Source organism: Mycobacterium sp. 852002-51163_SCH5372311, from assembly GCF_001667115.1.
Taxonomy (GTDB): Bacteria; Actinomycetota; Actinomycetes; order Mycobacteriales; family Mycobacteriaceae; genus Mycobacterium.
The window spans coordinates 15,823-35,554 of the sequence record NZ_LZIJ01000144.1; the positions used below are offsets into that span (position 1 = coordinate 15,823).

Below are 19,732 nucleotides of genomic sequence, written 5' to 3' on the forward strand. Positions count from 1 at the left end.
CGGCTAGGTTTGTAGCCGTGGACGCCAATAGGTCGCGCGGGGAGCCGCTGGCCGACCTGATCATGCGTGCGGAGGACGGCGCGCGCATCGTCCCGATTTTCGATCAACTCTTCGTCGGCCGGGTCTGCCCAGGTATCGCCGAACACCGCCGGCTGGTGATCAACGATCCCGGAATCTCTCGAAACCACCTCGAAATCCGCTTGGATCCCGCCGCCGACCAGGCCTTCATCATCGACACCAGCACCAATGGGACGTTGCTCAACGGCGCCCGGCTCGAACGCGCGGTACCCGTCCCCATCAGGCCCAACGACCAGATCCGGATAGGCGATGTCACGCTGAGGTTCCGATCTGACCGGTTCAACACAGTCAGTGAGAACACCGGTGACTACACCATGACCCGGATCACCGAGGAGATCATGGTGATGGTCGTCGGCGACATCACCAACTACTCGACGATCTCCGAAGTCACCGACAGCAAAGTGATCGCGGAGAGCCTCAATTACCTTTGGACCGAGCTGGGCCGCGTACTGCGCGCCCACCGCGGCACCCTCAACCACTACGCCGGTGACGCGCTGTACGCGGTCTGGGGACTACGGGCGCTACCCAATGCCAACGAGCTGGCGATCGACTTCGCGCTCGCGGCGAACCAGAAAGTCGAGGAACTCGCGCCCGGACTGCCGCTGCGGGAACCGAACGGGTCGCCGATCCGCATGGGCTGGGCGGTGGTGCAGGGCCGGGCGGCGCTCGCCGCGATGACCAGGACGGTCGAGGCAGTGATCGGCGACGCGACCAACGTCGCCTTCCGGCTCGCGGGTATCGCCGGACGGGGCGGTCGCGCACCGGTGATGACGACCGCCACCGTGCATGCCGCCGTCGAGACCAGATACGTCTGGGGTCCGCCCGAGCAGGTCGAGATCAAGGGCCGAAGTGGAACGCAGATTGCGTTTCCGGTCATCGGGCGTGCGTAGCCGACCAAACTGTTGCGGTAAGGAGCACTCGATGACGCCTTCGTCCTCAGTCGGCCCGGACCGTCCGCTGCGGGTGATCCAGTGGACCACCGGCAACATCGGCCGGCGATCTTTGCACGCCGTCATCGGCAGGCCGGACATGGAACTGGTCGGGGTCTACGCGCACGGGCCGGACAAGGTCGGCGTCGACGCCGCCGAACTGGCGGGCTGGCCGGAGCCGACCGGGGTGAAAGCCACCAATGACATCGACGCGCTGCTCGCCCTGCGGCCCGACGCATGTTGCTATAACCCGTTGTGGCCCAACATCGATGAGTTGGTACGGCTGCTGGAATCGGGAGTCAACGTGTGCTCCAGCGCGGCCTGGATCACCGGCGGCAAGCAGACGCCGCAGGACCGGCAGCGGATTGCGGAAGCCTGCCGGCGCGGCGGCTCGACGATCTTCGGCAGCGGCGCGCACCCTGGCATGACGAACATGGTCGGCATGGTGCTCAGCGCCTCGTGCGAGCGCGTCGACGAGATCCGGATCACCGAATCGGTCGACTGCTCAACCTACGAATCGGCGGAAACCCAGACGGCGATGGGGTTTTCGCAAGACCCCGACACGCCCGGACTGGCCGAGAGCGTGCGGCGCGAAAGCGAAGTCTTCGCCGAGTCGGCCGCGATGATGGCCGACGCGATCGGGGCGAAGCTGGACAGGATGACCTTCGACGTCACCTTTACCGCCGCCACCGCAGACTCCGACCTGGGTTTCATGAAGATTCCGGCGGGAACCGTCGGCAGCGTCTACGGCTACCACCGCGGCTGGGCAGGCGATCGCAACGTCGTCAGCGTCGGGTTCAACTGGACCATGGGCAACCACGTGGTCCCGCCCAAACCGCTGGAGCACGGCCACGTCATCCAGGTGTTCGGATTGCCCAACATGCGCACCGTCCTGCACTGTCTGCCACCCAAGGACTGGACGGAACCCGGGTTCATGGGCCTGGGCATGATCTACACCGCCATGCCGGTCACCAACGCTGTGCCGGCGGTGGTGGCCGCCGCCCCCGGAATCGCGACGCTCGCCGACCTGCCGCCGGTCACCGGCCGCGTCGCGAGCTGACCGGGGTGGCGTTAGTCACGCGGCCACACCCCCGAGGAACGCTTTCGTGCACTAAGGTTTACGATTCTTAGCCAAACAAAGATTCTGCCGGGCAGCGGTGCGCGTGCCTCGGGAAGCAAGCTCTGAGGCGGCGCGTTACAAACCAGGATCGCGAGCGGGAGGCGGTGAGATGGCTGGTCCAATTACCGGTCGGGTTGGCCGCTTGGCCAAGCGAGCTTGGATACCCCTGGTGTTGGTGGTCGTGCTCGCCGTGTCGGGGCTGGTCGTGACGCGGCTGCACCGGATCTTCGGCTCCGAGGACCTCAACGCGGGCGCCGGAGGCGGGATCAAGATCGTGCAGTTCAACCCCAAAGTCGTCCGTTACGACGTCTTCGGCCCCGCCGGGTCGACCGCCAACCTCAACTATTGGGACGAGAACGCCAACACCCACCAGGTCAACGATGCCGCGCTGCCATGGTCCACTACCGTCTCCACGACGCTGCCGTCGGTGAGCGCAAACATCATGGTGCAGGGTGACGGCAGTCGAATCGGCTGCCGCATCACCGTCGACGGCGTGGTCCGTGAAGAGCAGAACTCCGACGGCGTCAACCCCCAGATTTTTTGCCTGGTGAAGTCGGCATGAGCGATCTGAACAGCAGAAGCCACCTGGAAACGGACACCGAAGACACCGGGCCCATCAGAACCGGCAGCAGCAGCGAACCCGCCGGGCGGCCACACCGGCCCGTCATCCCGCACATGATCCGCATCTTCGCCTTGCCGATCTTGCTGATCTGGGTGTTCGTAACAATCGTCGTCAACGTTGCCGTACCCACGCTTGAGGTCGTGGGCGAAGCGCATTCAGCGCCAATGGCGCCATTGGACGCCCCGTCGATGCAGGCGATGATGCGACTGGGCCACAACTTCAAGGAATTCGACTCCAACAGCACCGTGATGATCGTGCTGGAAAGTAAGGGGCCACTGGGCGACGAGGCACATCGCTACTACGACAACCTGATTCGCCAACTTCAGCAGGATCACAAGCACATCCAGCACATCCAGGACTTCTGGGGAGACCGGCTGACGGCGGCGGGTGCCCAAAGCGCCGATGCCAAGGGCGCCTACGTCATGTTGAACCTGGCCGGCAACCAGGGCACCACCCAGGCCAACAATTCGGTCGAGGCTGTCCGCAAGGTTATCGAGAAGAACAAGCCACCGGCCGGCCTGGACGTCTACGTGACGGGGCCGGCCGCGCTCAGCGACGACATGCACGTCATCGGCAACGCCAGCCTTGCCAAGATCACGTTGTTCACCCTTGGCGCGATCGCGATCATGTTGCTGCTGGTCTACCGCTCGATCGTCACCACCTTGATCCAGCTGTTCATGACGTTTGTCGCGCTGTTGTGTGCGCGCGGAGTCGTCGCGGTTCTGGCCTACAACAACGCTTTCGGGCTCACCACGTTCGCAGCGAACATCCTGACCATGCTGGCGATCGCGGCCGCCACGGACTACGGGATCTTCCTGGTCGGGCGATATCAAGAGGCACGGCGGTCCGGCGAGGACCGAGAAACCGCGTATTACACGACGTTTCGCAGTGTGGCCCCCGTCGTCCTGGGGTCGGGCCTGACCATCGCGGGTGCGACGTACTGCCTGAGCTTCGCGCGGTTGCCGTGGTTCAACACCATGGGCGCGCCGGTCGCCATCGGGATGCTGGTCGTGGTGTTGGCCGGGGTCACGCTGGGTCCCGCCATCGTCTTTTTGGGCAGCAAGTTGGGCCTCTTCGAGTCCACGCTGGCGGCCAAGCGGGGTCGCCTCTGGGGCCGGATCGGCACGGCGGTGGTGCGTTGGCCCGCACCGATTCTCGCGGTGAGCGCCGCCGTCGTGCTGGTCGGCATGGTCGCGCTGCCGAGCTTCAAGACGAGCTACAACGACCGCTACTACTTGCCCACAAGTGCGCCGTCGAACCTGGGGCAAGCCGCCGCGGACCGGCATTTTTCCCAGGCCCGGATGAACCCCGACATGCTGATGATCGAGGCAGACCACGACATGCGGAACACCGCCGACATGCTGGTCCTGGACCGGGTGGCCAAGAACGTCATCCGCGTGGTCGGCATCGCCATGGTGCAGGACATCACCCGGCCGCTGGGCATTCCAATTCAGCACAGCTCCATACCATTTCAGAACAGCATGCAGAGCCAGACGACGATGCAGAACATGGCCTTTTTGAAGGACCGCATGGCCGACATCCTCAAAATGGCCGACTTACTGCAGGACCAGATCGACTACACACAACGTTTGTACGAAGTGACCAAAGATCTTTCCAATGCCGCTGACGACAGCGCGGCGACGACAGCCGAAACATCGGAAATCACCGACAAATTACGGGACCACATAGCGGATTTCGACGATTTCTGGCGGCCGATCAGGTCGTACTTCTACTGGGAGAAGCACTGCTTCGACATTCCGATCTGCTGGTCGTTGCGGTCGCTGTTCGACTCGTTGGACGGGTTCGACCAGCTTGCCGAGCAGTTCCACAAACTCACGGCTGACATCAAGCGCACTGCCGTGGCCACCCACGAGATGCTCGACTTGGTCCCGACGATGATTGCGACGCTGAAGTCCACAAAAGGCATCACGCTGACGCTGTACCAGACGTTCAAGGCGATGATCGACCAGATGGAGGCCATGAGCAATACGGCGATTGTCATGGGCCAAAGCTTCGACACCTCGCAGAACGACGACTTCTTCTACCTCCCGCCGGAAGCCTTCCAAAACCCGGATTTCCAGACGGGTTTGCGAATGTTCCTGTCGCCCGACGGCAAGTCGGCGCGGTTCTTCATCACGCATCAAGGCGATCCGATGACGCCGGAAGGAATCTCACGCGTCGATTCCGAGCGGACGGCCGCCCAGGAGGGTCTGAAACAGTCCTCCCTGTCGGACGCCAAAGTCTTCCTCGGCGGTACCGCCGCGACGTTCAAGGACATGCATGACGGCGCCAAATACGACCTGATGATCGCGGTGGTATCGGCGCTCACGCTGATCTTCATGATCATGCTGCTGCTCACCCGGAGTGTCGTTGCGGCGCTGGTCATCGTCGGCACGGCAGCGAGCTCGATCGCCGCTTCTTTCGGTCTGTCCGTGCTGATCTGGCAGGACCTCTTCGGCATCAAAGTGCACTGGATCGTGATGGCGCTGTCGGTGATCATCCTGTTGGCCGTCGGCTCCGACTACAACCTGTTGTTGGTCTCCCGGTTCAGGGAAGAGATCCACGCCGGACTGAAAACCGGGACCATTCGGTCGATGGCTGGCACCGGCGGCGTGGTGACCGCCGCGGGTCTGGTGTTCGCGTTCACAATGGCTGCGATGCTGGGCAGCGAGTTGCGGGTGCTGGGGCAGTTCGGATCCACCGTCTGCATCGGTCTTCTGCTCGACACACTGATTGTGCGCACCTTGCTGATGCCGTCGATCGCCACACTGCTGGGCCGCTGGTTCTGGTGGCCGAAGGTGGTGCATCCGCGCGGCGACAATGCTCTTCCGCAATTCCGGCCGACGGCGCCCGCGGCATCAGGCTGATCCGGCGCTGGTATCAGCCGTCGCGGTAGTCACCCATGGTCAGCGTCGCGCATAATCCGGGTCCAGTGGAGCGTACGGCTTTGGTGTGAATCTACGGATTTAGTTGTGAGCGTACGGCGCAGGCCGGCGCGAATTTCCCGCCCAGGTTGCACACCAAAAGCCGTAGATTCACCCGCAAAGCCCAGGATTCACGCGGAAAGCCCGAGACACCGAATGCCGCCGCGAACGCATTGTCATGAGGCAACGCAGCCTACCGTCGCGCCCACGTATCAGCATCAGCGCTGCGACAAGTTGGCTCGGACGATCACCGTCCCGGGTCACCGACATCCACGCAGACCGCCACGGCTCCGGCGCCGACATGCACCGCCAGCACCGGGCCCAGCGGAGTGACGGTCGCCGGCTCGCACGCCGGGAGTCGTCGGGCCAGCTCGGCCGCCACTTCGTTACCGCCGTCCGGATTCGCGACGTGGTGCACGGCAAGAACCGCCGGACCATTCGCGACCAGTTCGCAGACCCGGTCGATCATCACCGCCGTGGCGTGTCTGACGGTGCGTATCCGTTGGGCCAGAACGAGTTTGCCGTCGTCGATGCGCAATAGCGGCCTGAGCGCCAGTGCGGTCCCAAGCCAGGCCTGGGCCCCGCCGATCCGCCCGCTACGCCGCAAATTGTCCAGCCGGTGCACCACCATGAACGCATGACTGCGCTCAGTCGCCGCTTTGGCGGCACCCGCGACGGTGTCCAGGTCGCCGCCCGCGGCGGCCGCCCGCGCAGCAGCCAACACGATGAAACCGGTGCCCATCGCAGTCGACTTGGAATCGATCACCCGCACGGCCGGACCGAGGTCGGCGGCAGTCCGCTCCGCGGCGCCGCAGGTACCCGACAGCGCCGACGAAATATGCACCGCGACAACGCCGTCGCCGTCACTGTCGGCCAGCGCCTGTTGATAGGCGGCGCAGAGTTCGGCCGGGGTGGCCGCCGCGGTGGTGGCGTGACGCTTGTGGACGTCATCGGGGATCTCGTCGACGCCGTCGCGCAGATCGCTACCGTCGAGCAGGATATGCAGCGGCACCACCCGTATCGCCAACTTTTCGCACACGTCGGCCGGCAGTCGCGACGACGAGTCGGTGACCACAACGACGGTCATTGTTCAGCCGCGTGATTTCTGTTCCGGCACACCGGCTTCGGCCAGCGCCTTGAGCATCAGTTCCGCCACTGCCTGATGCGCTTCGAAATTCCAGTGAATGCCGTCGGGATTGCCACGTCCGCTCATAATCTGTTCGCCCACAGCGGCTTTGAGGTCCACCAACGGGATATCGTGGCGCTGCGCCCAGTCGGTGATGGCGGCCGCCGTCCCCGCACGGCCGCGGTGAGCCTTGCCGTATGTCTCCGCGATGTGCACCGACGGCAGCGACGCCACGATCGGGATGCCCGGCCTGTTGAAATCTATTGCGCCACGGGTCTGTTCGAGGTATTCGGCAGTCAAGTGCGGCGGCAATGCAGACCTGGCTACCGGAGACAATCGTGGCTGTACCCAGCCGTAGCCGTCGCGGACCCAGCGCCGCAGCAGCGGCGGACGCACGTAACGGATCAGTTCGCGCAGCGCCGTCGGCAGCACCGACGGCAGCGAATCCATCCCGCTGGTGGCGAAAACCACCGCGCCGGCCCGGGGCAGGGCCGCCCATGCCCGTGGGTCCTGTGTCGCCGCCCACCAGACGTCGCGGCAGGTCCAACCGATACGGCCGATCAGCTCCAAGTCCCAATCCAAATGCGAGGCAACGATATTGGGCCAGATCCTGGGGTCGTCGGCGGGCAGGCCACCGGTGGGCCCGTAGTAGGCCAACGAATCGGCGAAGACCAGCAGCGTCGGACGTCCGTCAGAGGACATCGGCTTTTCAGAGGACATCATTGGGCACCTGTGCTGAAGCATTCCACACATCAAGCCGCCAGCGGATAGCGTCGAAGTCTGCTGCATCGTCGGAATGCCCGCTCAGCTGCACCCAGCTGGCATTGCCCATCCCACCGAGCACCGGCCAGTTGGCGACTGGCAGCTTCAGCAAGGCGGCCGACAGCGCGGCGATCAGTCCGCCGTGGGCCACCAGCACCACGGGCCCGGCGGGTTCGGCCGCATCGCTGTTCAGGCCCCATTCGGACTCGCGAGAGACAATTTCGGCAACCAAGGGCACACTGCGCGCGGCCACGTCTACCCTGCTCTCCCCGCCGTGCGGTGCCCACGTCGCGTCTTCGCGCCAGGCTAGCCGGGCTCCCGGTGCCTCCGCGTCGATCTGAGTGTGAGTCATGCCTTGCCAGTCGCCGAGGTGGGTCTCTCGCAACCGCTCGTCAACCCAGACCTGCAACCCGGTCCGTTCCCCCAGCATGAACGCGGTGTCCGAGGCGCGATGCAAGTCCGAGGAGACAATCAGCAAGGGCTGCAGCTTGCCCAACACCTCGGCAGCAGCGACCGCCTGGGCGCGACCCAACTCGGTGAGCGCGCTGTCCAGCTGTCCCTGCATACGGCTATCCGCGTTGAAGTCGGTTTGCCCGTGCCGCAGCATCACCAGTCGACGGATTCTCATTGTGCACTCGCCGCATCGTCGGGACCCAGGTCCACCTGGATCACCGGGCAGTCACGCCACAACCGGTCCAGCGCATAGAAATTGCGTTCGTCCTGATGCTGGATGTGTACGACGATGTCGCGGTAGTCCAGCAGCGTCCACCGGCCCTCTCGGGCTCCTTCGCGGCGCGCGGGTTTGTAACCCGCCCGGCGCATCTTCTCCTCGACTTCGTCGACGATGGCGTTGACCTGCCGCTCGTTGGATGCCGAGGCGATGACGAAGCAGTCGGTGATGACCAGCTGCCCGGAGACGTCGATGACGACGACGTCGTCGGCCAGCTTGGACGCGGCCGCGGCGGCGGCGACCGTCGCCATGTCGATGGCTTCTGGAGTGGCCGTCATGGGTTGTTTCCCGCGGCCAGCGGCGCCGGACTTACCTGCTCCTCCGGTTTGCGGTAAAGCCGGCGTTTGGAGACGTATTGCACGACGCCGTCGGGCATCAGGTACCACAACGGGCGGCGCTGCTCGGCCCGGTGACGGCAGTCCGTCGACGAGATCGCCAAGGCGGGTATCTCGACCAGGGTCAACGCGTCCTCGGCCAGCTCGCCCAGGACATCGGTGATGTGGTCGTGGCGCAGTTCGTAGCCGGGCCGGCTGACCCCGATAAACCGCGCCAAGTCGAACAGCTCCTCCCAGCCCTGCCAGGACAGGATGGTGGCCAGCGCGTCGGCGCCGGTGATGAAATACAGCTCGGAATCGGGGTTCAGCGCGTGCAGGTCGCGCAGGGTGTCCCGGGTGTAGGTGGGGCCGGCGCGGTCGATGTCGACCCGGCTCACCGAGAACCGCGGATTCGACGCCGTGGCGATCACCGTCATCAAGTACCGGTCCTCGGCCGCCGAGACGTGGCGGCGGCCCTTCTGCCAGGGCTGACCGCTGGGCACGAACACGACTTCGTCGAGCCTGAACAGGTGAGCCACCTCGCTGGCAGCAACCAGGTGGCCGTAATGAATGGGATCGAACGTCCCACCCATGACGCCCAGCCTGCGCTGCTGCTTTTGCATGGTTCGCCAGCTTACTGGAGCAGCGAAGACGGTAATGTCCACCCGGGCAAGCTCGTAACACCTGTCACTCTGGTACCAAAATGCGAGGCATGTTGCATTCTTCAATCCGCTAGCACCGGTGATAGCAAATCGCAGAAGCGGGGGGCCAGCCTCGGAGGGACTGACGTGGCTGATGTGACTCGTGTGACCCGACTGCCGCCGTCAGACCGGCAGCAGCTGGTCGATGACCGTCGCCAGCTGGCTGGCGGACCGGCATTCGTGCATCGTGATCACTTCTTGGTAGCGCGGCACCGCCGAATCACCGCTGCCCCAAAGGTGTTTGGGCTCGGGGTTCAGCCAGTGCGCGTGCCGGCTGGCTGTCACCATATGGGCCAGCAGGTCGGTCTCCGGGTTGCGGTAGTTGGTGCGCCCGTCGCCGAGCACCAACAGCGAACTGCGCGGCGACAGTACATTCGGAAACGCCTGCACGAACGAAGCGAACGCGTTGCCGTAATCGGAATGTCCGTCGCGGCTGTAGACACCCGCCTCGCGGGTGATTCGCTGAATCGCCACCGCCAGGTCGGCCTCGGGCCCGAACATGTGGGTCACCTCGTCGGTGGTGTCGATGAAGGCGAATACCCGAACGCGCGAGAACTGTTGGCGCAGAGCGTGTACCAGTTGCAGGGTGAAATGGCTGAACCCGGCCACCGAACCGGACACATCACACAGCACCACCAGCTCCGGGCGCGCTGGACGCGGTTTGGCCAATACCACGTCGATCGGCACGCCGCCGGTGGACATCGACTTGCGCAGCGTCTTGCGCAGATCGATGACCCCGGCGCGGCTGCGTCGCCGCCGGGCCGCCAGACGGGTGGCAAGCGTGCGCGCCAGTGGTGCCACCACCCGTTGCATCTGCCGCAGTTGCTCACCGGAGGCCCGCAAAAACTCGACGTTCTCGGAAAGCTGTGGGATGCCGTACATCTGGACATGGTCACGGCCGAGCTGCTCGGCGGTGCGGCGCTTGGTTTCGGCGTCGACCATCTTGCGCAACTGCGTGATCCGCTGCGCGGCAAGGGCTTTGGCTATCTGCTCTTGCGTCGGCGTAGGTTCGTCACCGTACGGCGCGAGTAGCCCCGCCAGCAACTTGCCTTCCAGCTCGTCCAGCGCCATGGCCTTGAGCGCCTGATACGACGAGAACGACGGTCCCCGGCTGGAGTTGTACTTGCCGTAGGCCTCCACGATGCGCGCGATCATCGCGACCAGCCGCTCGTCCATGTCGGCGAGCTCGGGGTTTTCGGTAAGCAGATCCAGCAGCATCTGGCGCATCGCCTCGACGTCATCGGGCGGCAGGCCGTCGTCACCGGCCTGGCCGGCCTCCTCGTCCAACACCACCGCCCGCGCACCCAGCGCCGCGGGAAACCAGAGGTCGAACATAGCATCGTAGGTCTCGCGATGATCGCGCCGGCGCAGTACCGCGCACGCGATGCCTTCGCGCAGCACCTCACGATCGCCCAGGCCGAGGGTGGCCATCACTCGTCCGGCATCGACCGTCTCCGACGGACCCACCGAAATCCCCGCCCCCCGAAGCGCTTCCACGAACCCGACCAGATGACCGGTCAGCCCGTGCGGGGCGAGCGGTCGGGTCGGACGGATGCGGCGGCTGGCCATCAGTTGAGCCTGAGCTCCCCGGCAGCGCGCTGCTGATCGGACTGGTGCTTGAGAACCACGCCAAGCGTCGCGGCCACCACCGCGTCGTCGATAGTGTCCAGTCCGAGCGCGAGCACGGTGCGGCCCCAGTCGATCGTCTCGGCGATGGACGGCAACTTCTTGAGCTGCATCCCGCGCAGCACCCCGATGATGCGCACCAGCTCCTCGGCGAGGTGCTCGGGCAGCTCGGGAACTCGGGACAGCAGGATGCGGCGTTCCAGATCCGGGCTGGGAAAGTCGATGTGCAGGAAAAGGCAGCGCCGCTTGAGCGCCTCGGAGAGTTCACGGGTGGCATTGGACGTCAACAGCACGAACGGCGCGCGTTCGGCGGTGAGCGTGCCCAATTCGGGGACGGTGACGGCGAAGTCGGACAGCACCTCCAGCAGCAGGCCTTCGATTTCGATGTCGGCCTTGTCGGTCTCGTCGATCAGCAACACCGTCGGCTCGGTGCGCCGGATCGCGGTCAACAGCGGGCGCGACAGCAGAAACTCCTCGCTGAACACGTCCGTTTTGGTCGCCTCCCAGTCTCCCGACCCGGCCTGGATGCGCAAGATCTGCTTGGCGTGGTTCCACTCGTACAGTGCGCGGGCCTCGTCGACACCCTCGTAGCACTGCAGCCGGACCAGACCCGAACCCGTGGCCTGGGCGACGGCCCGGGCCAGCTCTGTTTTTCCGACGCCTGCAGGGCCTTCCACCAGCAGCGGCTTGCCGAGCCGATCGGCCAAGAACACCGCGGTAGCGGTGGCGGTGTCCGGCAGGTAGCCGGTCTCGGCCAGCCTTCGCGAGACGTCGTCGATGTCGGCGAACAGCGGGGCGGGCCGCGCGGGCACACTCACAATCGAATTCTCCTAAGTACGGGCGTCAGGCCGGACGAGTCTGGCCGTCTCCCCACGCAATCCATTTGGTCGAGGTCAATTCCGGCAGTCCCATCGGGCCGCGCGCGTGCAGCTTCTGCGTGGAGATGCCGATCTCGGCGCCGAAGCCGAACTGCTCGCCGTCGGTGAAGGCCGTGGACGCGTTGACCATCACCGCGGCCGCATCGACGCCGTCGGTAAACCGTTGAGCGGCAGCCATATTGGTGGTGACGATGGCCTCGGTGTGTCCGGTGCCGTATTCGTTGACGTGCGCGATCGCGGCGTCGACATCCTCGACCACCGCCACCGCGATGTCCATCGACAGGTATTCGCGGCGCAGCGCATCTTCGTCGGGATTTAGGTGAACGGTCACCCCGGCGTCCTGCAGCGCGGCCAGCAGCCGGGGCATAGCCTGATCCGCGATAGCGGCGTCGACCAGCAGCGTCTCGGCGGCGTTGCACACACTGGGCCGCCGGGTCTTGGAGTTCAACACGATCTGCTCGGCCACGTCGAGATCGGCGCATTCGTGGACGTAGACGTGACAGTTGCCGACGCCGGTCTCGATGGTGGGCACCTGGGCCTCGCGGACCACCGCGTCGATCAGGCTGGCTCCCCCGCGCGGGATCACCACGTCGACCAGGCCGCGAGCCTGGATCAGGTGAGTGACGGTGGCCCGGTCCGCCGCCGAAAGCAGCTGAACCGCATCGGCCGGCAGATCCTCGCTGACCAGCGACGCACGCAGCACCTCGACGAGCGCCTGGTTCGACTTCGCCGCTGACGAGCTGCCGCGCAGCAGCACCGCATTGCCGGACTTGAGCGCCAATCCGAATGCGTCGACCGTGACGTTGGGCCGGCCCTCGTAGATCATGCCGACCACGCCGAGCGGAACCCGCTGCTGGCGCAGCTGCAGTCCGTTGGGCAGGGTGTAGCCCCGCAGCACCTCACCGACCGGGTCCGGTAGCCCCGCAACCTGGCGCAGACCGTCCGCGATTCCGTCGATACGCTGCGGGTTCAGCGCCAACCGGTCCAGCATCGCGGCCGGCGTGCCCGCGGCGCGGGCGGCAGCCAAATCTTCGGCGTTGGCCGCCAGGATCTGGTCGCCGTGGGCCACGATCGCCTCAGCGGCGGCCTTCAGTGCGTGATCTTTGGCGACCGTCGGCAACAACGCGAGGGCGCGTGACGCGACCCGGGCCCGCCGTGCGGCGTCGTGGACTTCCTGGCGCAAGTCGGGCTTCGGCTGCTGGGCCGTCCCGCTCTGGGATGGGGCTTGCAGACTCATTTACTCAGGGTATCGGCGCTAAGCGAGAGCTGGACTTTCACCCCACCGGTTGAGGCCTGGACAGCTGCCGCGCTTTGCTCCGCCGCTCGTTGAGAATGTGGCCGAAGTTGCGAAACCACCCACGGCGTGGGGGTATCGAGTAACGCCTGGCACGGCTGGAAGCCGGTGATCCACACGAAATCTACGTCGTTGGAGGACAACGCTTTCTGGTATGCATCGCGCAGCTTGGATTGGCGATATGGATTGATCGGTTTGATCATCTCGTTTTCGTAGTAAGTGACGAGCGCGGGCTACTGGGCGGGGTTGATCGTCGCGTTGGCTAATTGCCCCAACCGCGCGGTGAACGCCGTCGTTGCCTCGACAATGCCAGACCCGCCGCTGTACACGATCAACGAATTCGTCACTTCCCGAAACGGCGCCTCTGCGATAATCACGATTGCGAAAAATTTAACGGTCGGCATTAGGCAACCGGCCGACATAAGAAGCTCCCCGCGCCACTAGGCGTGGCGCGGGGAGGTATTTGCCGGAGATTAGCTGTTTGCGGGGGCAGGTAGCGCGCCCGGTGCGGGACTCGAGCCCGGGGACGGACTAGGTGAGGCCTCCGCGGGGACGTTCGATGTCCAGATCAGGATGTCTTGTAGTCCGTCGTTGTAGACGACACCATTCGGCGGTGCGCCAGTCACGTCGAAATACAGGGTGCCCGTCGACTCGCTACCTTGCGGGATGGGCGCCGGGTTGAGGCCGTTAGGGACCTCGACTTTGTCGATCAGCTTGTAGTTCTGACCGTTGGGCCCCCGGGCCATGAAGTCTCTGACCATCGGCGTGACAGTGCCACCGTCCGACCTGGCGGTGATGTCTGCCTGGTAGATCGTTCCCTTGGGCGTGTAGCCGGGGATCGCGACGGTACTGCGCACAAGATTGCTCACCGTGTAGGTGGTAATCATTGGTCCGTCGACCAGCGATTCGCTGGTACCGAATCCCTGGATGGTCGGTGCTGCCGATGCAGGTACCGCGGTGAAAACGCTTGCCGCTGTTATTCCGGCGGCAGCGATTGCCGTCTTGACCGCAGTCGTTGTGAACTTCACGATGGCTCCTTCATGTTCTCCATTGGGTCGAGCGGTTACCAACCGGGGCGAAACCGCGCTTGAATTGGCATAACCATCGACGGAAATCTCAAACATGACTGCATCGCTTACCAGCGCAAAACGGGCTGAGCCATTCTCGTGCCGGAACGTCGGAACAACTTTAAAGCGGACAACCGCGGCAAATAGTTACCGGGGCACGACCGGTGTCATGGATGGACTCAGACGTGCAGGGTCGGCCGGTAGATGAGCTCTTGGATATTGCCGTCAAGCGTTCTGCTCTCCATCAATTCGAGGTCGAAGTCGGCCGCACCGCGGAAGATCGGATCATCACCGGTCTGACCGGTGATCACGGGAAACAGGGTCACCTGGATGCGATCGACCAGGCCGGCCGCCATCAGCGCGCGGTTCATCGACAGGCTGCCGTGCGAGCGCAACGGCACCTCGGACTCCTCCTTCAGCCGGGCGACCACGTCGACGGCGTCGCCGTTCGCGACGGTCGCGTCCGGCCAGTCGAGAGGTGCATCCAGGGCGGTCGACACCACCGTCGCCGGCAGGTGCCGCATCCGGGTGACCCACGGGTCGTGCACCTCGGACTCCTCGGTGCTCTCGGCCAGCATTTGCGCGAATAGCCGATATGTGTTGGCGCCGAAGACCATTCGTTGCTTCTCGTCGTACAGGGCGAGTCGGTGATCGAGCAATTCGGGGCCTTGCTTCCCCCAGTAGCCGCCCCAGTCGCCGCCGCTGACGCCGCCGAAGCCGTCGAGGCTGGAAAAGACGTCGAAGGTATAGGTAGCAGTCATGGTGCTCTCCTCTGGGCGCGGTTGATGGCGTGTTGGGGATACAGACCGAAAGCCATGGCGAAACTAATCGCTGCCCACAACCGTCCGGCTGCACGCTGGCGGCCACTAACGTCGACGGTATGGCAGCACGCGTGTGCGTGGTCGGCAGCGTGAACATGGACCTGACGGCGCACGTCGAGACCCTGCCACGCCCGGGTGAGACGGTGCTGGCGTCGTCGCTGACCCACTCACCCGGCGGCAAGGGCGGCAATCAGGCCGTGGCCGCGGCGAGGGCGGGCGCGCAGGTCCAGTTCGTCGGCGCGGTCGGCGACGACGCCGCGGCCGAGCAGTTACGGGCTCACCTGCTTGCCAACGGCGTCGGGCTCAACGGGACCGTGACAGTGCCCGGGGCCAGCGGCACGGCTTTGATCGTGGTGGACGCCGGCGCGGAGAACACGATCGTGGTGGCACCAGAGGCCAACGGGCGACTCATTCTGGATGACGAAGAGGTGCGCGCGGCGATCGCCGATTGCGATGTGTTGTTGACCCAGCTCGAGATTCCGGTCGCGGCGGCACTTACCGCGGCGCGGCAAGCCCGGTCCGCGGGTGCGGTCGTCATGGTCAATGCCTCGCCAGCAGGCCAAGTTTCCTGGGCGCTGGCCGAGCTCGCGGCCGTCGCTGACGTTGTGGTGGTCAACGAAGCCGAGGCCGACGAATGGCCGTGGCGGCCAGATCATTTGGTCGTTACGCTCGGTGCGCGCGGCGCCCGTTACATCGGCGCCGACGGCGAATTCGAGGTACCCGCTCCCGCGGTTGCACCGGTGGACACCACGGGGGCCGGCGATGTGTTCGCCGGAGTCCTGGCCGCCAATTGGCAGGACGCCTCGGACCCGGCGCGGCGGTTGCGGGCCATGCGGCGGGCGACTGCCGCCGGCGCGCTGGCGACACTCGTGCCAGGTGCCGGTGATTGCGCACCGGATGCTGAAGCGATCGACGCCGCGATTGCTGCCGGTCGAGCCTGAGCCGACCTATTCTTCAGGAACCTCACGCTCGATTTCGTCGAGCCAGATTCGCGCAGACATGTCCGACGGGGCGCGCCAATCGCCGCGCGGGGACAACGCACCACCGTGAGACACCTTGGGACCGTTGGGCAATGCCGAGCGCTTGAACTGGCTGAACGAGTAGAACCGCTGCACGAAGACTTGCAGCCAGTGCCGAATCTCTTTGAGCGAGTACGACGGTCGCTTGTCCTCAGGGAATCCGGGTGGCCAGATGCCGTGATCGGGATCGTTCCAGGCGTGCCACGCCAAGAACGCGATCTTGGACGGGCGGAACCCGAAGCGCAGCACGTGGAACAGCGAAAAGTCTTGCAGGGCGAACGGTCCCACCTTCGCCTCGCTGCTCTGCAGTTCTTCCTCCTCGCCGCTGGGCACGAGTTCGGGAGTGATCTCGGTGTCCAGCACCGACTGCAGCACGTCGGTCACATCCGACTCGAACTGCCCTGACGCGATCACCCAGCGGATCAGGTGCTGAATCAGCGTCTTGGGGACCCCGCCATTGACGTTGTAGTGCGACATCTGGTCGCCGACACCATAGGTCGACCAACCCAGGCCCAGCTCGGAAAGGTCACCGGTGCCCAGCACTATCCCCCCGCGCTGGTTGGCCAGCCGGAACAGGTAATCGGTGCGCAAGCCGGCCTGGACATTCTCGAAGGTCACGTCGTAGACCTTTTCACCGCGCCCGAAGGGATGATCGATCTCCTGGAGCATCAGCTTCGCCGTCTCGGTGATGTCGATCTCGGCGAACGTGACGCCGAGTGCGCGGCACAGCTCGATCGCATTGTTCTTGGTGCGATCACCCGTCGCGAACCCGGGCAGCGTGAACGCCAAAATGTCGCTGCGCGGCCGCTCTTCCCGGTCCATGGCGCGGGCGGCGACGATCAGCGCGTGCGTCGAGTCCAAGCCGCCGGAAATTCCGATGACGACCTTCGGGTAGTCCAGCGCGCGCAGGCGCTGTTCAAGTCCGGCAACCTGGATGTTGTAGGCCTCGTAGCAATCCTGTTCCAGCCGCTGCGGATCGGCCGGGACGAACGGGAACCGTTCGACCTTTCGCCGCAGCCCGATGTCGCCGGCCGGCGGATCCAGCCGGAACTCGATGGGCCGGAACGTCTCTGACGACACGCGGTGATGACGCCGGTTGTCGTCGAACGTTCCCATCCGCAGCCGCTCGGATCGGAGCAGCTCGATGTCGACGTCGGCGACCGAACGGCGCTCCCCTTTGGGGAAGCGCTCGGAATCGGTGAGGAGCACCCCGTTTTCCCAGATCATGGTCTGGCCGTCCCAGGCCAGGTCGGTCGTCGACTCCCCCGCTCCCGCTGCGGCGTAGACATACGCGGCGAGGCACCGCGACGACGCCGAGCGGGCGAGCAGGCAACGGTCCTCGGCGCGGCCTATCGTGATCGGGCTGCCGGACAGGTTGGCCAGCACCGTCGCACCCGCCAGCGCGGCTTCTGCACTGGGCGGCACCGGCACGAACATGTCCTCGCAGATCTCGACGTGCAGCACGAAACCGGGCACGTCGGACGCCGCGAACAGGAGATCGGGGCCGAACGGTGCCTGCAGCTCGCCGATTCGGACGGCGCCACGCTCCTCGTCCCCGGGCGCGATTTGGCGTCGCTCGTAGAACTCCCGATAGTTGGGCAGATAGGACTTGGGCGCCACGCCGAGCACAGCCCCGCGGTGAATGACGACCGCGGTGTTGTAGATGCGATGGCGATGGCGTAGCGGCGCGCCCACCACCAGCACGGGTAGCAGATCGCTGGACGCGGCGACGATGTCGAGCAGTGCGAGCTCGACGGCGTCGAGCAACGAATCCTGCAGCAGAATGTCCTCGATGGAATAGCCCGACAAGGTCAGCTCCGGGAAGACGGCCAACCCGACCCCGTCGTCATGGCATTCGCCGGCCAACCGCAAAACCGCGGCGGCGTTGGCCGCCGGATCACCGATCGTGGTGTGGTGCGTGCATGCGGCGACCCGGACGAAACCCTGGCTATAGGCGTTGTAAAAGTCCTTGTAGGAATTCATTGCCCTCCATTCTCACCCGGTCCGTGTCAACACCGTCTCGTCGGGTATCAACACAGCATGAGCGACACCGCTGTCCTGGTTATCGACATGCTGAACAGCTACGGGCACGACGACGCCGAAGACTTGATACCCAATGTCGCCAAGATCATCGATCCGCTGGCCGACTTGGTCGGACGCGCGCGGAAATCCGAGACCGTCGACCTGATCTACGTCAACGACAACTACGGAGATTTCACCGCCGAGTTTTCCGACCTCGTCCGCGCGGCGGTCGACGGCGCACGGCCCAACCTGGTCAAGCCGATCGTGCCCGCTGAAGGCAGCCGACTGCTGACCAAGGTTCGCCACAGCGCCTTCTACGCCACGCCGCTGGCGTACCTGCTCAGCCGTCTTGAAACCAAACGGTTGATCCTGACCGGCCAGGTCACCGAGCAGTGCATTCTCTACACCGCGCTGGATGCCTATGTGCGCCACTTCGAGGTCGTGGTCCCAACCGATGCCGTCGCCCACCTGGACGCCGACCTGGGCAAGGCCGCGCTGAAGATGATGGAGCAGAACATGTCCGCCGAGCTTACGACGGCGGCAAACTGCCTGGGTTAGCCTCGAACAGGTGACTGTTCGCTGCGCGGAATCGCCGGAGCTGGTGGCTCTGTTGGCCGGTCGCCGGTTCGCCGTTCTCACGGGCGCGGGGATTTCCACCGATTCGGGGATTCCCGATTACCGCGGTCCCGATTCACCGCCGAGCAATCCAATGACGATCCAGCAGTTCACGTCGGATCAGGCGTTTCGTCAGCGGTACTGGGCGCGCAACCACGTCGGCTGGCGGCACATGCACGACACCCAGCCCAACGCCGGCCACCGGGCGCTGGCCACGCTGGAGCACGCCGGACTGGTGACGGGTGTGATCACCCAGAACGTCGATCTGTTGCACACCAAGGCGGGCAGCCGCAACGTCGTCAATCTGCACGGCAGCTACGCGCGGGTGGTGTGCCTGGGTTGCGGCTACACGATGAGCCGGGCCGCACTCGCCGAACGGCTGGAGGTACTCAACCCCGGCTTCGCCGAGCGCGCCGAAGCCATCGGTGGGCTGGCGGTGGCCCCGGACGCCGACGCCGTCGTCGCCGACACCAGTTCGTTTCGGTACCTCGACTGCCCTCGCTGCGGCGGCATGCTCAAACCCGACATCGTCTACTTCGGCGAAAGTGTCCCGAAAGACGTTGTTGTTCAAGCCTATTCGTTGGTGGATCAGGCCGAGGCGCTGCTGGTCGCGGGTTCGTCGTTGACGGTGTTCTCCGGCTACCGATTCGTCCGTCATGCGGCGGCCCTCGGCATTCCCGTCGCCATCGTCAACCGGGGCCGCACCCGCGGCGACGACCTGGCAACGGTCAAGGTCGACGGCGGCTGCTCGGAAATGCTGACGCTGGTTGCCTCCGAATTGGCCGGGGCTGCCCTGTTTTAGACGTGGCGCTGGCGGTCTCGTCACATCTGCCACTCTGCTACCAAAACGGCAGGCATGTTGCGGTCTTCAATTTGATAGCGCGGGCGCTATCAACATGGCTGCGGTGTCGAGCGCTGGCTTTCGGTGTGAATCCACGGCTTTCGGTGTGAATCCTAGGCTTTCGGCGTGCATCCTGGGCGAAAATCTGCGCCGATTCCCGCCAAGGATTCACACCGAAAACCGTGAGTTCACACTCAAAACCGTCAGTTCACACTCAAAACCGTCAGTATCCGCCGGTGCGTG

18 protein-coding genes and 1 pseudogene are annotated in these 19,732 nt (G+C 65.0%); 7 read left to right on the forward strand and 12 right to left on the reverse strand.

All coding sequences use genetic code 11. The features are described 5' to 3' along the window. Nucleotides 1-17 precede the first annotated feature (17 nt). The 4 genes from A5791_RS16685 to A5791_RS16700 all read left to right on the forward strand — a co-directional run bounded on the left by A5791_RS16685 (nucleotide 18) and on the right by A5791_RS16700 (nucleotide 5,616). Complete coding sequence (locus tag A5791_RS16685) at nucleotides 18-968, forward strand: adenylate/guanylate cyclase domain-containing protein (RefSeq protein WP_231995932.1); 951 nt, start codon at nucleotides 18-20, stop codon at nucleotides 966-968. A 31-nt stretch (nucleotides 969-999) separates the two neighbouring features. Then, nucleotides 1,000-2,067, forward strand: a complete 1,068-nt coding sequence (locus A5791_RS16690; protein WP_067239124.1) for a dihydrodipicolinate reductase — start codon at nucleotides 1,000-1,002, stop codon at nucleotides 2,065-2,067. 169 nt (nucleotides 2,068-2,236) lie between these two features. Then, a complete protein-coding gene (locus tag A5791_RS16695; RefSeq protein WP_082966973.1) occupies nucleotides 2,237-2,689 on the forward strand; it encodes an MmpS family transport accessory protein in 453 nt (150 codons plus the stop codon). Continuing rightward, nucleotides 2,686-5,616 carry an RND family transporter gene (locus A5791_RS16700; RefSeq protein WP_067239130.1) on the forward strand — a complete coding sequence of 977 codons (2,931 nt, stop codon included), beginning with the start codon at nucleotides 2,686-2,688 and terminating at the stop codon, nucleotides 5,614-5,616. The genes A5791_RS16695 and A5791_RS16700 overlap by 4 nt, the downstream gene beginning before the upstream one ends. 304 nt (nucleotides 5,617-5,920) lie before the next feature. Here the strand turns inward: A5791_RS16700 and A5791_RS16705 are convergent, their stop codons facing one another. From A5791_RS16705 to A5791_RS16750, 11 genes and pseudogenes are all read right to left on the reverse strand, one after another. Beyond that, entirely contained in the window at nucleotides 5,921-6,760 is an 840-nt protein-coding gene (locus tag A5791_RS16705; protein ID WP_067239133.1) for a DegV family protein, read from the reverse strand. Nucleotides 6,761-6,763: 3 nt separating this feature from the next. Next, a complete protein-coding gene (gene octT / locus A5791_RS16710; RefSeq protein WP_156661404.1) occupies nucleotides 6,764-7,501 on the reverse strand; it encodes a diglucosylglycerate octanoyltransferase in 738 nt (245 codons plus the stop codon). 7 nt (nucleotides 7,502-7,508) lie between these two features. After that, nucleotides 7,509-8,189, reverse strand: coding sequence for a glucosyl-3-phosphoglycerate phosphatase (gene gpgP / locus A5791_RS16715; protein WP_067239137.1), 681 nt, complete (start codon nucleotides 8,187-8,189; stop codon nucleotides 7,509-7,511). Then, entirely contained in the window at nucleotides 8,186-8,569 is a 384-nt protein-coding gene (rsfS, locus tag A5791_RS16720; protein ID WP_067239140.1) for a ribosome silencing factor, read from the reverse strand. Before rsfS ends, gpgP begins: the two co-directional genes overlap by 4 nt. After that, entirely contained in the window at nucleotides 8,566-9,228 is a 663-nt protein-coding gene (gene nadD, locus A5791_RS16725; RefSeq protein WP_082966974.1) for a nicotinate-nucleotide adenylyltransferase, read from the reverse strand. Before nadD ends, rsfS begins: the two co-directional genes overlap by 4 nt. 201 nt (nucleotides 9,229-9,429) lie before the next feature. After that, nucleotides 9,430-10,875, reverse strand: a complete 1,446-nt coding sequence (locus A5791_RS16730) for a VWA domain-containing protein (protein ID WP_067239143.1) — start codon at nucleotides 10,873-10,875, stop codon at nucleotides 9,430-9,432. Further along, on the reverse strand, nucleotides 10,875-11,750 hold the full coding sequence (locus tag A5791_RS16735; protein ID WP_067239146.1) for a MoxR family ATPase: 876 nt from the start codon (nucleotides 11,748-11,750) through the stop codon (nucleotides 10,875-10,877). The genes A5791_RS16730 and A5791_RS16735 overlap by 1 nt, the downstream gene beginning before the upstream one ends. 25 nt (nucleotides 11,751-11,775) lie before the next feature. Further along, complete coding sequence (locus A5791_RS16740; protein ID WP_067239149.1) at nucleotides 11,776-13,047, reverse strand: glutamate-5-semialdehyde dehydrogenase; 1,272 nt, start codon at nucleotides 13,045-13,047, stop codon at nucleotides 11,776-11,778. A 110-nt stretch (nucleotides 13,048-13,157) separates the two neighbouring features. Further along, nucleotides 13,158-13,469, reverse strand: a pseudogene (locus A5791_RS27760) (hypothetical protein); the annotation flags it as partial. 108 nt (nucleotides 13,470-13,577) lie between these two features. Then, nucleotides 13,578-14,132, reverse strand: coding sequence for an MPT63 family protein (locus A5791_RS16745; protein ID WP_067239274.1), 555 nt, complete (start codon nucleotides 14,130-14,132; stop codon nucleotides 13,578-13,580). A gap of 218 nt (nucleotides 14,133-14,350) precedes the next feature. Next, nucleotides 14,351-14,932: a dihydrofolate reductase family protein gene (locus A5791_RS16750; protein ID WP_067239153.1), complete on the reverse strand. Its 582-nt coding sequence runs from the start codon at nucleotides 14,930-14,932 to the stop codon at nucleotides 14,351-14,353. 119 nt (nucleotides 14,933-15,051) lie between these two features. Here A5791_RS16750 and A5791_RS16755 point away from each other — a divergent pair, with 119 nt between their 5' ends. Next, nucleotides 15,052-15,933 carry a PfkB family carbohydrate kinase gene (locus A5791_RS16755; RefSeq protein ID WP_067239156.1) on the forward strand — a complete coding sequence of 294 codons (882 nt, stop codon included), beginning with the start codon at nucleotides 15,052-15,054 and terminating at the stop codon, nucleotides 15,931-15,933. 6 nt (nucleotides 15,934-15,939) lie between these two features. Here the strand turns inward: A5791_RS16755 and A5791_RS16760 are convergent, their stop codons facing one another. After that, on the reverse strand, nucleotides 15,940-17,994 hold the full coding sequence (locus A5791_RS16760; RefSeq protein WP_067239160.1) for an NAD(+) synthase: 2,055 nt from the start codon (nucleotides 17,992-17,994) through the stop codon (nucleotides 15,940-15,942). A 57-nt stretch (nucleotides 17,995-18,051) separates the two neighbouring features. Here A5791_RS16760 and A5791_RS16765 point away from each other — a divergent pair, with 57 nt between their 5' ends. Together A5791_RS16765 and A5791_RS16770 are read left to right on the forward strand one after the other, a co-directional pair. Continuing rightward, nucleotides 18,052-18,591, forward strand: a complete 540-nt coding sequence (locus A5791_RS16765) for a cysteine hydrolase family protein (RefSeq protein WP_067239163.1) — start codon at nucleotides 18,052-18,054, stop codon at nucleotides 18,589-18,591. Nucleotides 18,592-18,601: 10 nt separating this feature from the next. Further along, nucleotides 18,602-19,450: an NAD-dependent protein deacetylase gene (locus tag A5791_RS16770; protein WP_067239167.1), complete on the forward strand. Its 849-nt coding sequence runs from the start codon at nucleotides 18,602-18,604 to the stop codon at nucleotides 19,448-19,450. Nucleotides 19,451-19,732: the final 282 nt, after the last annotated feature.

Excerpts from the sequence above, each read along its gene's own strand:
- A5791_RS16690 (WP_067239124.1), top strand. The coding sequence starts at position 1,000 with ATGACGCCTTCGTCCTCAGTCGGCCCGGACCGTCCGCTGCGGGTGATC.
- A5791_RS16695 (WP_082966973.1), top strand. The coding sequence starts at position 2,237 with ATGGCTGGTCCAATTACCGGTCGGGTTGGCCGCTTGGCCAAGCGAGCT.
- A5791_RS16700 (WP_067239130.1), top strand. The coding sequence starts at position 2,686 with ATGAGCGATCTGAACAGCAGAAGCCACCTGGAAACGGACACCGAAGAC.
- A5791_RS16705 (WP_067239133.1), bottom strand. The coding sequence starts at position 6,760 with ATGACCGTCGTTGTGGTCACCGACTCGTCGTCGCGACTGCCGGCCGAC.
- octT (WP_156661404.1), bottom strand. The coding sequence starts at position 7,501 with ATGTCCTCTGACGGACGTCCGACGCTGCTGGTCTTCGCCGATTCGTTG.
- gpgP (WP_067239137.1), bottom strand. The coding sequence starts at position 8,189 with ATGAGAATCCGTCGACTGGTGATGCTGCGGCACGGGCAAACCGACTTC.
- rsfS (WP_067239140.1), bottom strand. The coding sequence starts at position 8,569 with ATGACGGCCACTCCAGAAGCCATCGACATGGCGACGGTCGCCGCCGCC.
- nadD (WP_082966974.1), bottom strand. The coding sequence starts at position 9,228 with ATGCAAAAGCAGCAGCGCAGGCTGGGCGTCATGGGTGGGACGTTCGAT.
- A5791_RS16730 (WP_067239143.1), bottom strand. The coding sequence starts at position 10,875 with ATGGCCAGCCGCCGCATCCGTCCGACCCGACCGCTCGCCCCGCACGGG.
- A5791_RS16740 (WP_067239149.1), bottom strand. The coding sequence starts at position 13,047 with ATGAGTCTGCAAGCCCCATCCCAGAGCGGGACGGCCCAGCAGCCGAAG.
- A5791_RS16750 (WP_067239153.1), bottom strand. The coding sequence starts at position 14,932 with ATGACTGCTACCTATACCTTCGACGTCTTTTCCAGCCTCGACGGCTTC.
- A5791_RS16755 (WP_067239156.1), top strand. The coding sequence starts at position 15,052 with ATGGCAGCACGCGTGTGCGTGGTCGGCAGCGTGAACATGGACCTGACG.
- A5791_RS16760 (WP_067239160.1), bottom strand. The coding sequence starts at position 17,994 with ATGAATTCCTACAAGGACTTTTACAACGCCTATAGCCAGGGTTTCGTC.
- A5791_RS16765 (WP_067239163.1), top strand. The coding sequence starts at position 18,052 with ATGAGCGACACCGCTGTCCTGGTTATCGACATGCTGAACAGCTACGGG.